The 13,148-nt window shown below is 58.1% G+C and carries 11 protein-coding genes; 7 read left to right on the top strand and 4 right to left on the bottom strand.

The features are described from left to right. Window positions 1-66: 66 nt before the first annotated feature. Window positions 67-144, bottom strand: coding sequence for a 50S ribosomal protein bL37 (locus tag U1140_RS03645; RefSeq protein WP_369707185.1), 78 nt, complete (start codon window positions 142-144; stop codon window positions 67-69). A gap of 172 nt (window positions 145-316) precedes the next feature. After that, the gene (locus tag U1140_RS03640; RefSeq protein ID WP_018121003.1) at window positions 317-577 is read right to left on the bottom strand and encodes a WhiB family transcriptional regulator; all 261 of its coding nucleotides are present in this window, start codon (window positions 575-577) and stop codon (window positions 317-319) included. 34 nt (window positions 578-611) lie between these two features. On the opposite strand from U1140_RS03640, the gene U1140_RS03635 reads away from it, so the two are divergent. Further along, window positions 612-767 carry a hypothetical protein gene (locus U1140_RS03635; RefSeq protein WP_369846133.1) on the top strand — a complete coding sequence of 52 codons (156 nt, stop codon included), beginning with the start codon at window positions 612-614 and terminating at the stop codon, window positions 765-767. Between the two features lie 299 nt (window positions 768-1,066). Further along, window positions 1,067-1,516, top strand: a complete 450-nt coding sequence (locus tag U1140_RS03630) for a hypothetical protein (protein ID WP_369846131.1) — start codon at window positions 1,067-1,069, stop codon at window positions 1,514-1,516. On the opposite strand, the gene U1140_RS03625 is transcribed toward U1140_RS03630, so the two are convergent. Then, on the bottom strand, window positions 1,513-2,823 hold the full coding sequence (locus tag U1140_RS03625; protein WP_369846130.1) for an Rv3212 family protein: 1,311 nt from the start codon (window positions 2,821-2,823) through the stop codon (window positions 1,513-1,515). The genes U1140_RS03630 and U1140_RS03625 overlap by 4 nt on opposite strands. Next, the gene (locus tag U1140_RS03620; RefSeq protein ID WP_369846128.1) at window positions 2,823-4,163 is read right to left on the bottom strand and encodes a DEAD/DEAH box helicase; all 1,341 of its coding nucleotides are present in this window, start codon (window positions 4,161-4,163) and stop codon (window positions 2,823-2,825) included. Before U1140_RS03620 ends, U1140_RS03625 begins: the two co-directional genes overlap by 1 nt. 184 nt (window positions 4,164-4,347) lie before the next feature. Between U1140_RS03620 and U1140_RS03615 the strand changes: the two genes are divergently transcribed. The 5 genes from U1140_RS03615 to U1140_RS03595 are packed head-to-tail and all read left to right on the top strand — an operon-like array spanning window position 4,348 to window position 13,147. After that, window positions 4,348-4,575 (top strand): DUF3107 domain-containing protein, encoded by a 228-nt coding sequence (locus U1140_RS03615; RefSeq protein WP_369846127.1) that lies wholly within the window; start codon window positions 4,348-4,350, stop codon window positions 4,573-4,575. Window positions 4,576-4,603: 28 nt separating this feature from the next. After that, window positions 4,604-5,548 carry a DUF3152 domain-containing protein gene (locus U1140_RS03610; protein ID WP_369846125.1) on the top strand — a complete coding sequence of 315 codons (945 nt, stop codon included), beginning with the start codon at window positions 4,604-4,606 and terminating at the stop codon, window positions 5,546-5,548. An 8-nt stretch (window positions 5,549-5,556) separates the two neighbouring features. Then, window positions 5,557-6,312: a hypothetical protein gene (locus U1140_RS03605; RefSeq protein WP_369846123.1), complete on the top strand. Its 756-nt coding sequence runs from the start codon at window positions 5,557-5,559 to the stop codon at window positions 6,310-6,312. A gap of 3 nt (window positions 6,313-6,315) precedes the next feature. Then, a complete protein-coding gene (locus tag U1140_RS03600; protein ID WP_369846122.1) occupies window positions 6,316-9,537 on the top strand; it encodes a PD-(D/E)XK nuclease family protein in 3,222 nt (1,073 codons plus the stop codon). Beyond that, window positions 9,530-13,147 (top strand): UvrD-helicase domain-containing protein, encoded by a 3,618-nt coding sequence (locus U1140_RS03595; RefSeq protein ID WP_369846121.1) that lies wholly within the window; start codon window positions 9,530-9,532, stop codon window positions 13,145-13,147. Before U1140_RS03600 ends, U1140_RS03595 begins: the two co-directional genes overlap by 8 nt. The last annotated feature ends 1 nt before the right edge of the window (window position 13,148 follow it).

Here is a 13,148-nt window from a genome sequence, read left to right as displayed (position 1 = left end):
AGGTGATGCCTCTTCAACGTCGAGCGGGTCTAGTGCCTGTGGCTCTAATCCTCCGCTCGTAGAACGCTATCCGCCGTTTGGACGCTTACCACGGTTAGCGGATTTCTTACGACGGTCTTTACGCTTACGACCACGCTTGCTCATGGTGATCACTCCTTATTCATTAGGAACGGGTATCAGAGACTATAGTAGCGAAACCCGTCGGCAGGTTAAGCACTGGTAGTGCAAAGGCCTAGGAAGGCATCGCATTACAGCTTGCACGATGCATCGGTGTTGATTGGTAGTGCATCGATATCGGCGAAGATCTGAGACCAGATTATGCGCTGACGCGGGCACGACGGCCGCGGTTACGCTTGCGCTTGAGGGCGCGGCGTTCTTCTTCTGACATTCCGCCCCAGACTCCAGCGTCCTGGCCGGTTTCCAACGCCCACTGTAGGCAGTCGTTGGTGACGGGGCAGCGGTTGCACACCAGTTTCGCTTTTGCGACCTGGGTCAATGCAGGACCAGAGTTGCCGACTGGGAAAAAGAGTTCTGGATCTTCGTTTCGGCAAATCGCTTCGTGGCGCCAATCAGACATTACTGTGTGCTCCTTTGATCGAAATCAGAGATTCATGGGGGTTGTGGTCGAAGATGCCGTTGTGGCCATCCTCTGTGGTGCTACCGGCTGGGTGTGCACCGTGGTCTCGCGCTGGGCGCGCTGGAGTTCCCGGAAGCTGTTGTTCTCGCTCAACTCGTGGTTGCGGTGCTTGCTGCACGGTCCGGGATGATGCCGGGTTAGCGGCCTGTGTTGTCGCTATGAAGGAATAATGACATGAATAAAAGGTGAATGCTAGGGTTCTCGCGTAAATAGTGAGTTAAATCATGTATTAGGCGCGAAACTTTTTCCCAAAAACGGTGGCCGCAAACGGTTAATTCAGCATCCTCACAGCATCTTGCCGACGTTGAGCTGCACGAATGCTTTATTCTGCAAAAGTGCTGAAAAGTGAAGCTCGTCAAATCGCCACCTGGGCAGGCTGTTATGCCACGCTCTTTCCAGGTGCAGAATCTTAACGGTAGAATACGGGACGTGAAATCTTCGTCGGATAAGCCAGACACACCAGTGCAACCGCCAGCAACCATCAAGTTTGCTGCGCTGATCGCCGTCGTGCAGTCAACGATAGCGCTGATTTTTGCTGGGTTTTTGATTTGGCGCGAGATCATTGACGCCGAAAACCCAAGCGTGGCCTCCGATGCCGCCACCGCGAACTGGATTGGCGCAGGTACCGCCGGGTTTATCATCATCGTTTTTGGCACCATCGTCGCAGCTGCTATCTCACAGTACCGCGGTAAACGCTGGGGTCGCGGTCCGATCGTTTTGCTGCAGGTGATCTTGGCGGCGTCGTCGTTTCAGATGATGTCGGGTGGGGCGGTATTTTTTGGCATCTTCATTTTGGCCTCGGCACTGATCGCGTTGATGATGGTTTTCCACCCACAGTCGAACGCGTGGATGGAGCTGCACCACCAGGCGCGCCGCTAATGCAGCACGACTAATTCCGTACCGCGCTTTTCGACGAGAAACTCGCCGGCGAGCGCAAGCGACACCGGCCCGGCGTAGTCGCCGCGATCGAGTGGAATGGTGCGTTCAATCTCGCCCGTGTTCCAGTCCACCACACTAATTCCAAATTCCGTGGGAACTAGAGCACGGCCTGCGACGGCCACGCCGGTGCCCAGAGCAGGATCGATGATGTGCTCGACTGCCAGCTCATTCGGGGTGAAAAAATACAGGCGGTGCCCGTCGAACCACGTCATGTGGTGCGGTAAATCGGCTGTCGCGGGGGTGAAGAACTCACCCATTTCTGCAGCTGCAGCGACACGTCGCTGGCTGGTGCGGGTGCCTTCGGTATTAAACGACATCAGTTCGGGCTGTTCGCCAGGTAGATAAACCGCGGCAGCGTCTTGCCCGATTGCGACCACCTGCGCATCAGGGTGTTCTAGCCCAATGCTGGAATCGATTTCTGGCACACGCGAATCTTCTGGGGTGGCTTGCTGCAGCCGGAGCACGCTGTGTTCTTGGCTATCGGGGCAGTTTTCGACGACGGCCAGTAATTCTGTGCGTGTCAATGCAGAACGTATCGTGCAGCCGGCATGCGGCTGGCTGCCGGGTTCTTGCGGGGCTTCGACCTTGCCGTATTCCACCGTTCGCACCATATCTGAGCGCCATAATTCGACGCGATCTGGAGAGACAGTACCCACGCGGTCATTCGAGTGAATCGGGCCCACCGCATCCGGTGCGATCGCAGACCGGGTGGCAGCGTATTCTCCCGTCGCCGCATTGAGCGCAACGACATCACCGCATCCAGCGGCGTTGCGATAAGTGAGCACCACCGAATCCCAGGCGCTGTCCATGCTGCACAACGGGTAGTCGCGGGAATATTCCCAGTGCGGGGTAGGTTCCGGGGTAGGTTCTGTCTCGGCAAGCGTTTCCGGTGCATAGGCGCGCACGCGGTGGGCACCATCGTGCTCGTCGTAGGTGATGATTAAACCGGCGGCCACGGTGGGTGCGAGGGCAGCAGCGGGATGAGAATGTGCAGTGCCAGCACTGTGATCGATCATGCCGGGCAGGTGCGCAGATTGCAGTCGTGCTACTTCGCCGAGCTGTTCGGGGATCTCGTTGAGAGGTTCGGTTGCCTCGTGAGCATGCTCGGCGGGAGTTAAATCGCTAGTGCGGATAGATGCGCCCGCATAAACGATGAGCACTGCCGCCACGCACACGAGTGTCAGCACCGCGATGACCACCAGGTCCGTGCGGGTGCGTCGCAAGGGAGCAGAGTGTGTTGCTGCCATTAACGCTTCGATTTCTTTCGTGGTCCGCGGTGTTTGTCGGGGTCGACGCCAATGACAGTCGTCGGCGGCCCTACCTCGTTGTTGAGGTCAGCGGGCAACTCGAATGCGGCAGCAAGTTCTGGGGAGGTAGAAAACCACTCGGGAGGGTTCGGTTGCGCCAGCCCGAGCTCGTCATTGATCACGCGCCACTTCGCCAGCTCTTCGAGCCCGACTAGCGATACAGCGGTTCCGGTTTTGCCTGCGCGACCGGTCCGGCCGATGCGGTGGACAAACGTCATCGCGTCGTCGGGAAGGTGATAGTTGATCACGTGTGTAATCGAATCAATATCAATCCCGCGAGCAGCAACATCGGTGGCGATGAGCACATCGACCGTGCCAGAACGCAAAGCGCGCAGGGCTTTTTCTCGTTGTCCTTGGTTCAAGTCGCCGTGGACGGCTGCGACACGGAAACCCAGCTTCGCCAGGTCGTTGGCTAAAAATGCAGCGGAACGTTTGGTGCGGGTAAACACCACCGCCTGCTCGCGGCCGGGGTTTTGCAGAATCCGGGAGACCACAGCCAGTTTGTCCAGCTGATGGGCTTGGAAAACCACCTGCCGGGTGCCTGTATGGGTTGCGCCAGCAGAAGGGTCTTCGGCGTGAATATGGATCGGTTTGTGTTGGAACTTCCTGGTTAATGCCTTGATTTCGCCAGGCATCGTGGCCGAAAACAGCAAGGTCTGGATCCTGCCGCCGCTTGTCGACGGCCGTTCCGGAGATTTATGGGTTGCAGGTTGCAGCGCCTGGAAAATGCGCTCGATATCCGGCAAAAACCCGAGATCCAACATCTCGTCGGCTTCATCAAGCACGCAGATCGCAACCTGGTTGAGCTGCAGATTGCCGCGCTTGTATAGGTCCAATACGCGCCCCGGGGTGCCGATCACGACATCGACGCCGCGTTCCAACTGGGTAATTTGTTTTTCGATGGAACTGCCGCCATAAATGGTGAGTGTGCGCACCGGGGTGTGCCGGGCGGCGCGATGCACATCATCGCCCACCTGGATTGCTAGCTCACGCGTCGGGACGATCACTAGCGCGCGTGGGGTCCCGTCGAGTTCTGCGATATCCGCATCATCAAAGACGCGGTCGAGCAATGGCACGCCAAACCCGAGCGTTTTGCCCATGCCGGTGCGCGCCTGGCCAATGAGATCTTTGCCGTCCAATGCCAATGGCAGGGTGAGTTCTTGGATGGCGAAAGTGTGGTGGATACCGTCGTCGGCAAGCGCCTCGCAGATTTCCGCAGCCACGCCCAACTCGGCAAATGTGGGTGTGGTTGGCTGAGGGGATGTATTGCGGGTTGACACGCCTTAATACTAACGCGGAAATGCACAAAGACAGAACGCCAGACCGCGCTCGTCCGTAGCACGTTGACGCGTTGCCGACTGAGAATGTGCATGGCGCGGAACTTGACTAGGATATGGCTGAAGGCAACGAGACATAACGACTACGCATGCTTGACATGAGTATTTGGAAGGTGAATGCACACGTATGAATATCAAAATTGGTCTGATTGAATCTCCTCGCGAAATCGTCATTAGCTCCGAGTTGTCCCACGATGAGGCAGTCAAACTGGTAAAAAACGTGCTGGGCAAGGCCGACGACGTCGTCGAGCTGGCCGATGCCAAAGGACGTAAATACCTGGTGCGTACCAACGCCATTGCCTACGTTGAGGTCGGCAGCAGCGAGCAGCCGGTCGTCGGCTTCGGTGGCGCCTAAACCAGCTGAAACGGCTGAACACAGCTAGATGAACAACCAAGTCGAGCATTTTATCCGCAGCTATGGCTGGTGGCGCGTGGTCGTAATCCCCGTGCTGCTGGTGTTAACAGTTGCGGTGCTTGTCGACGTTTCCCGCGGCGGCGACGGCACAACCGGCGCGCACGGTGGAGCCAGTTCGGCTGGAAATTCGCAGGGCGGGCACGGCTCGCATGATCATGGTGACAATGAACTCGGCGACGGCCCTGCCCCAGGCGCCGCCACCGGCGCCGAACTAGGGCTGCGCGACCTGCCTCCTGGGGGTACCTATTCTGCGAATGGTGCGGGAGAATTCCACGCTGTCGGCACGCCCGGACAAGAAGTGGGCGAAGGCAGAGAAAAAACCATTCGTTACACCGTGGAAGTCGAAGATGGCCTCGACACCGCACCTTATGGCGGCGATGATGCGCTCGCCCGAATGGTGGATGCGACTCTGGCAGACCCCCGCGGGTGGACCTACGATCCAGCTTTTAAGTTCGTGCACGTACACCCGGCAGAAGAGCCAGACACCCGCATTCTTCTCGCCTCTGTTGCCACAACGGCAGAGATGTGTGGGGTGGACCTGGAGCTAGAAACCTCGTGCCACACCACGATTACGGGTGGCTCGACGGTGTTGCTTAATGAGTCGCGTTGGGTGCGTGGTGCCGGACCGTTCCAGGGCGATTTGGGCGCCTACCGGCAGTATTTGATCAACCATGAGGTCGGTCACGCCATTGGTTATCCCCACCATCAAGCCTGTACTGGAGACGGCAACCTCGCACCGGTGATGATGCAACAAACCATCAGCCTGCAAAACTCAGAGCTATTCCAGCTCAACCCTGAAGAGGTCTACCCGGATAATCCCGACACGTGCCGCCCGAACCCGTGGCCATATCCGCGCCCGCTTCCCGACGGAGCCGCGCTTGATGCTCTGCACGAACCGGAGAAAGAGACTTAACAATCGCCATGCCTGTGCCACCTGATCACGTCTGCGAAGCGTTTCAAACCCCAGCTGAACCACCCATTTCCTTGGGTCACGCTTGGGATAATGGCTCCAAAATCGGCGACATGGTGCTCTCGCAAGCGTCTCCGACGGCGCTGTGGTCGGCGAAGGTGCGCGCCGGGTTGTCCGTCGATGGAGCACGGATCGCACGGCCGATCTTGTCAACGGATGGCCGTTATACGGTGGCTGGCTGGAAGGCTAGCGCGTGGAGCCAAGGTGAGCTATCGCGGCGGGTGGATGAAACCGCGCTCGTAGGGCTCAACCTGGCGAAACGGTTGCGCGATGTGAGCATGCCGACGGCTGCGCGCGATGATGTGTTCGCGCGTGCGGAAGCGGCGGCGTGGCAAGAAACCGGCGAGGCCTACCGCGCGTTGGATTCGGACACGCAGTACTGCGTCGGGCATGCTGATTTGTTGGCCTCGACGATTTATCATTACTCGCTGCCGCCGATGATCGTGGATCTGGTGCCCACGGCCGCGCCACGTCCCCTGGGCTATACCTGTGCGCTGGCGATTGTTGATGGGCTGGTTGCTGGCGTCGTAGACGATGCGATTTGTGATCGCTTCGCCCACATTCGCGATATGGATCAGCTGTTGCTGCGGGCGGTCGCATACCGCCGTCATGTGAATAACCTGCATCCCGAAGCGAAAGCGAACACACGTTCCCATATTAATCGGGTGGAAGACCTTCTCGTGTCACGGGCATATGCCATGCTGTAATGCATGACGAAAATTCATCCGAATCCTGACGTCAGGCTGGTCTCACACACCCGACAAGCACACCACCGCGAATGGCCACTAGACCTGCCAGCGCAGGGGCTGTGGAAAGTAACAGGTCCAGCTGGATCCGGTGTTTCCTCCCTACTGATTGATACCACCGTTGAACGCGTGGAGCGGTGTCTAGCTGCAGGCCAGGATCCGTCGGGGATCGTCGTGATTGCCCCGTCGAAAGAATCGGGTGCGCGGCTGCGGCGAGAGCTTTCTGAGCGAGTGTCGCAGTACTACTCGCAAGGGCCGTTGGTGCGCTCGGTGCACTCGGTCGCTTTCGGGTTACTACGTCTACTCAGCGATCTTCCGTTGCGGTTGATCAGCGGCGCAGAACAAGATGCGATGATGCGCGAATTGTTGCGCTTGCAGGCACAAGATTATGCAGAAGGTGTGGCAGCGACGCAGGCAGAACCGATTGCTGAGACAGCTGTTGAGCAGGATCCTGGTCTCAGTGCATCTCCCGAGGCATCGGTGGACTGGCCGGAAGATGTGCGCCCAGCGTTGACGTATCTCGGATTCGGACGCCAACTACGCGATTTTTTATTGCGCGCAGTCGAGCGCGGCGTGACCGCACAACGGCTCGAAACACTGGGGCGGCAATTCCACCGGCCGATGTGGACCGCGGCTGCGCAGTTCCTACGGGAATATACCCAGATGATGGAGCTAGAGGGCACCTACCGGTTCTCTGCGGCTGAGCTCATGGCAGAAGTCTCCCGCAGTTTGGATGAGATCCGCGAGTTGAGCCCGTGGCACACCGTGATCGTGGATGATGCCCAGCTTTTGGACCCGACCGCCGGCAAACTGTTACGCGCACTCATTGATGGCGCGGAGCTCGCTGTCGTCGGAGGCAACCGCGACCACGCAATTTTCCATTTCCGCGGTGCCAGCAGCGAATTTTTTGATGAGCTACCTGCACAACACCATCTCGAGCTGCGCGATATGCACCGTAGCCCACGACGCCGGGCGCTATTGGCAGAATCATGGGCGCAAAACACCACAGCCGTCGTTGATGCGGTGCGACGCCGACACCTCGATGATGGTGTGGCCTGGTCAGATATCGCCGTCGTGGTGCGCTCAAGCGCGGATATGGGGGCTATCCGTCGCGCCCTTCTGTCCGCCGGTGTGCCGGTCTATATCAGTCCCACCGATACCGTGCTTGCAGAGCAGCCAGTGGTCGCCCATCTCTTGTTGGGTATTCGTGCCCTGCACCAGGAACTCACGCGCACGGAGCTAGAACAGTTGGTGCTCGGGCCGGTCGGTGGGGCAGATCCGGTTACGCTGCGCCGCCTCATTCGCGGTTTGCGTCGATTCGATCCCACTCAACGCGGCATCGACACCTTGGCACAGTTACTGAATAGCGATGAAGAACTGCCAGATTTCGCAGAACTGCTGACGAGCCGCGAAATCGATATCTTAGTGCGGATTCGTGGAGTCATTCAGGCAGGACGCAGCGCACTTGCTGGTGGAAGCGTCGAAGACGTGCTCTGGGCTGTCTGGGAGGCTACTGAGCTTTCCGGCCGGTTGGCTGCCACCGCGTTGCGCGGTGGTGCTTCCGGTTCGCAGGCGGACCGTGATCTGGATGCGGTAATGACGTTGTTCGATGCGGCTGGAGACTTCGTCGAACGCCGTGCAGAAGCTTCTGTGGAAACGTTCGTGCAGCATATTACGGAACAAGAACTGCCTACTGGCGTGCGGGAACGCCGTGGCTCGCGCACAGAATCCGTGGAAATCGTGAGTGCTCACGGCACGATCGGTCGCGAATGGGATACCGTCATTGTCAATGGTGTCCAGGAAGGTAGCTGGCCAGACCTCGCGGAGACTGGCTCGCTGTTCGGCCAGGAAGACTTGGTCGATTATCTCGATTCCGGCATCGCGCCGGATGATTACGTCTCCCACGCCGCAGACCGTCTGGGCGAAGAACGGCGCCTGTTTCGGGTGGCGACCAGCCGGGCTCGCTCACTCCAACTGGTCACCGCGGTCCATGCCCCGCACGCGGATGAAATTATCGAGCCATCCCGGTTTTTTCTTGCCTGGTGCACTAAATATTCCTTGGAGCCTGAACAGATTGTTTCGGCCGCCACAGTGCACGATCGTGACGACGCGTTACGGCAGGCTGCGCAAGCAATCAGCGATAGCGCTGGTCTAGAAACGGGGGATATATCGGCAACTGCAGAATCGGTCACGGTGCCGCGGTTGTTATCGACAGCATCCGTGATCGCTGAGCTACGCAGAGTCGTCTGTGATCCAGAGTCCGGCGAGCAAGAAACCCAGCAAGCCGCGCGCCAATTAGCACGATTAGCAGCCGCCGGAGTTCCTGGAGCAGACCCTGCGCAATGGTGGGCTAATACCGAAACCGTCGCCGGCGAGGTCGCGACACCAGACCGGGTTCGCCTGTCGCCGTCGCGTATCGAGGGGCTGCTGAATTGTCCGATGCGTGAAATCGTCGAAAAGCTCGGCGATTCCACTACCACGGATGCCATGCGCCAAGGCACGCTGGTGCACGCCTATTTTGAAGCACTTGGCCGCGGGGCTGATCCGGAATGGGCGCAGATGAAGACTGAAGAAGCCTTCCGTGCGACCTACCATGGCCCAGCGTGGCGCCAAGCCTTCAGCCAGGAACAATTCCGCGAGCTACTGACGCGAAGCAAAGACTGGATTCACAGCACCCGCGAAGCGCTGGATTATGTCGGCAGCGAAATCGACATTTTCGTCGAGATTGCACCCGGGGTGAGTCTCGTCGGCAGGATCGACAGGCTAGAACAAGATGCCGGTGGCAATTACGTCATCGTCGACTTGAAGACGTCTTCGTCGTCGCAGATGCCGAGCCAAGCCGACACCGCGCAGAACCCACAGCTTAGCGCCTACCAACTCGCCCTGAGCAAAGGAAAAGTGGTGACAGACCGGCAACAAGAAGTTCGAATCGTCACCGGCGACGGCGTTGAGATCGGGATGGCCATGCTGCTTTATCCCATGGGCAGAAAAAATGCCGCAGGCACGCGCGAACAAGCACGGCTGGAGCCAGAACAACTTGCAGAATTTCACCACCAGCTCCCACCGCTGATCGCCGAGCTATCAGGATCGACGGTTACTGCGCGCCCGGGAGATTATTGCGAGTATTGCTCGCTGCGCCCGGTGTGCCCGGCACAAGCAGAAGGGGATGTGATCACCCATGTCTAAGCAGACAGATAGTGCGACGACACACAAGCAGGCGCGCACACAGACTGCAAAGCACAAACAACAACACGCATCCGCAGGCGGCGGCGATAATGGCGTTACCGGGGATATCAGCCCAGAATTTCTCTCGGAGATTCTGGGGCAACGCTTTGCCCCAACTGAGCAACAAGCCGCCATCATCGGCGCCAAACCCGGCCCGCTTTTAGTGGTTGCTGGAGCCGGAGCAGGAAAAACCGAAACCATGGCTGCTCGCGTGGTGTGGTTGGTAGCGAATGGTTATGCGCTGCCCGAGGAAGTCCTCGGGTTGACCTTTACGCGCAAAGCCTCACAGGAGCTAGCCAAGCGCATCCGCGATCGTTTGCAGGTTCTGCGCGATTCGCCTCGACTACCGGAAGTCGATCCCGATGGGAAGCTGCGTGCGAATCTAGAAACGATCGCGCCGCGCGTGTCGACGTATGACTCTTATGCCGGTGATCTTGTACGTGAATATGGTCTGTTGTTGCCGGTAGAACCTACCGCACGGCTGATTACCAAAGCGCATCTGGTCTCGATTGCGCAATCGGTGGTGCGCGAATTCGAAGGAACGCTGGATACCGAGAAGAAAGAATCCAGCATCGTCGAAGAGCTTCTCGCATTGTTTGACCGGATGGCCAGCAACCTCAGTTTTGCCGACGACTTCCACGAATGCGCCCGCGCTTTCGCTGAAGTCGAATATCTGCCGCGCGCACCTCGGCAACGCAAAAACCTCAACAGCACTGTCCAAGGGTGGGTTGATCGGCAACAGGTGCGGGTGGATTATCTTGCGCTGATCGAACGATTAGAACAAGAATTACGGGAACGCAACGCGGTCACGTTTACCCAACAAATGTCTGCCGCTGCCCAATTGGCTCGCGCACACCCGGCAGTCGGGGCCTCGCAGCGTCGTCACACCAAAGTCGTCATGTTGGACGAATATCAAGATACCTCGCATGCGCAGCGCGTTTTGTTGCGCAATCTGTTCGGAAACACCCCGCACGAAGGCTTGACGGTTACTGCTGTCGGCGATCCCATGCAAGCGATTTATGGCTGGCGCGGTGCCACTGCCGAAAACTTGGCGATGTTTAACGAAGATTTTCCTGTCGCAACCGGAACTGCAGACACCGGAACTGCAGACACTGACGATGCAGGAACCGGCACTGTCGGGGATGCCGGTAACCGAGGAGACGCTGCGGCCGATCGGGAAGCGGCTGTTCTTGCCACTGCGCCCGCACCGACGAAGGAACTGACGACATCGTGGCGGAACCCATCGACAGTGCTGGATATCGCCAATTCGGTGTCCGATGCAGTATTGGGCCGTGGTGATGATCGCCCCGTCGCAGCTCTCGAAGCCCGCGCCGGGGCCGGAGCCGGCATCGTCAGCTTTGGCTACTGGCCTAGCGTGGAAGAAGAAATCACCTGGATAGCAGAAAGTTTGCAGGAGAAATACCGCACGTACCTGCAACAGCGCGAAAACAACCCGGATAAGAAATTTAGTGCCGCGGTGCTTGTGCGCAAGAATAAACAATCCCGGGTGGTTGCTGACACGCTTGAACAATTCGGGGTGCCGTATGAAGTCGTCGGCTTGGGCGGGCTATTGGAAATCCCGGAAGTCGCCGACATGATGGCTATTGCGACCATGTTGATTCGTCCAGAAGACATGTCGGCTGCGCTACGGGTGATCTCTGGTCCCGCGGTTGGCCTGGGCATGGTGGATATCAAGGCCTTGGCCGCTCGAGCCAAAAACCTTGCTGGCCGCCTGCGGCACCGAGAAAATGAGAGTGCAGAAACAGATGCCACAGCCGCAAACGCCGACGGTCACAGTGGCAGCGATGGCGAACCGAGGCTGCCAGAAGACATTCTGGAACAGCAGCTGGCTGCTGCCGTGGAAGAAGAAGCTGAGCAGACAGTCGGAATCACAGATGCTATTGCCGATCTTGGCGAAACCGAACGCTATACCGAGCAAGGTTTACAACGCATTACAGAGCTAGCATCGAAACTGCGTTACTTGCGCACCTATTGTTTGGGCAAACCACTCAGTGATCTCTTTGCCGATATCATTGAAACTTTCCACTTGCGCACCGAGGTATTAACGCAGCGACGTGTCGGGGCAGTGCACCTTGATAAAGCACTCGAAGCCATCGCAGAATTTGATGGTGAACCACTCGCAGCCTGGCTCGACTATGCTGCCTTAGCCCGGGAACACGAAGATGCTTTGAGCCCAGGCGAGACCCCGCGTTCCAGTGACCGGGTGCAAATCATGACGGCACACAAGGCAAAAGGCTTGGAATTTTCCACCGTCTATGTCGCTCATGCCGATACCAGTACCTATAAGCCACAGACCCGCACATTCTTGACCGATGCCGCACGCCCTCCGCATCACGAGTGGAGCGAACTTTTTGCTGCCGAGGACCGCAAAGAATTCGAAGAAAACGGAACAGCATTTATCGCTGCGCAAAAACAAGTGGATGCGGAAGAAAGCGCACGGTTATTTTATGTTGCGCTGACACGTGCTGAAGATGAATTGGTGATCACTGGCTCGGAAAAAGACCCCTATGAGCACTTCGCCGAAATCTATCGTCGGGCCACTGAGGATGGTGAAAACGAACAAGGTGGGGCAGTGAACATCGTGCACTGGCAACTCGACGACGCTGCCGCTGAAAGTTCCATCGCCGCCGAAAGTGCCGCTGCCACCGAAAGTGGCGCTAACCCCGACACGGCCACTGACACGGCCACTGACACGGCCACAGACGCTACCGCCCAATTCCCATCGGTTACCCCACGGCCAGAGGTCCAACGTGGTGCAGAGCTTGTCCGCGAAGCGGTGCGCACGCTCGATACCGAAGACGAGATCGCCCCGGTGGGCGGTGAATTATTCTCGTTGTGGGAGCGCGAAACTACCGCGCTGATCGAAGAACACCGCGCGCTGTCAGCACCGGTTATCGACGTCGAAATCCCCGGTGAACTCACCGCTTCGGAATTGGTGGCGCTCCGCGATAACCCCACGCAATTCGCCCGTCGCCAACGGCGCCCGGTTCCGTTTAAGCCGAATGCTTATGCCAAGCGTGGTACGGCATTTCACCAGTGGATTGAAGATCGCTATGGGGCCAACGCTATCCTCGACGAATCCGAGCTGCCCGGCAATGACGAAACCGAAGAAGCAGACTTTGACAAGCTCAAAGAAGCTTTCTTGGCTAGCGACTGGGCGGAGAAAACCCCCACCAATATAGAGCAAGGGTTTGAATACAGCCTGGGCAGTTCGGTGGTGCGAGGGCGCATGGATGCCGTTTTCGACATGGGCGAACATTGGATGGTGATCGACTGGAAAACCGGCAGGCCACCGCAGGGTGAGCAGATGCGTTCGGCAATAATTCAGTTGGCGGTCTATCGTGAAGCATGGCAGAGAATCAGCGGCACGAACAAACCGGTGCGTGCAGCCTTCCACTACATCATGGATAATTACACATTCGAACCAACGCAGTTGCCGGATGCCGGTGAACTTTCCAGCATGCTCGAACGAGAAGATGCCGCAGAAAGCAGACCCAACGCGCACCTGCCGAACGCTCGCGCTGGCTTCGATGAGACCGAAGGAACCTAGA

Origin of the sequence: Corynebacterium drakensteinense (assembly GCF_041224285.1) — a bacterium.
Taxonomy (GTDB): domain Bacteria; phylum Actinomycetota; class Actinomycetes; order Mycobacteriales; family Mycobacteriaceae; genus Corynebacterium.
This window is presented reverse-complemented; position numbering and strand designations above follow the sequence as displayed.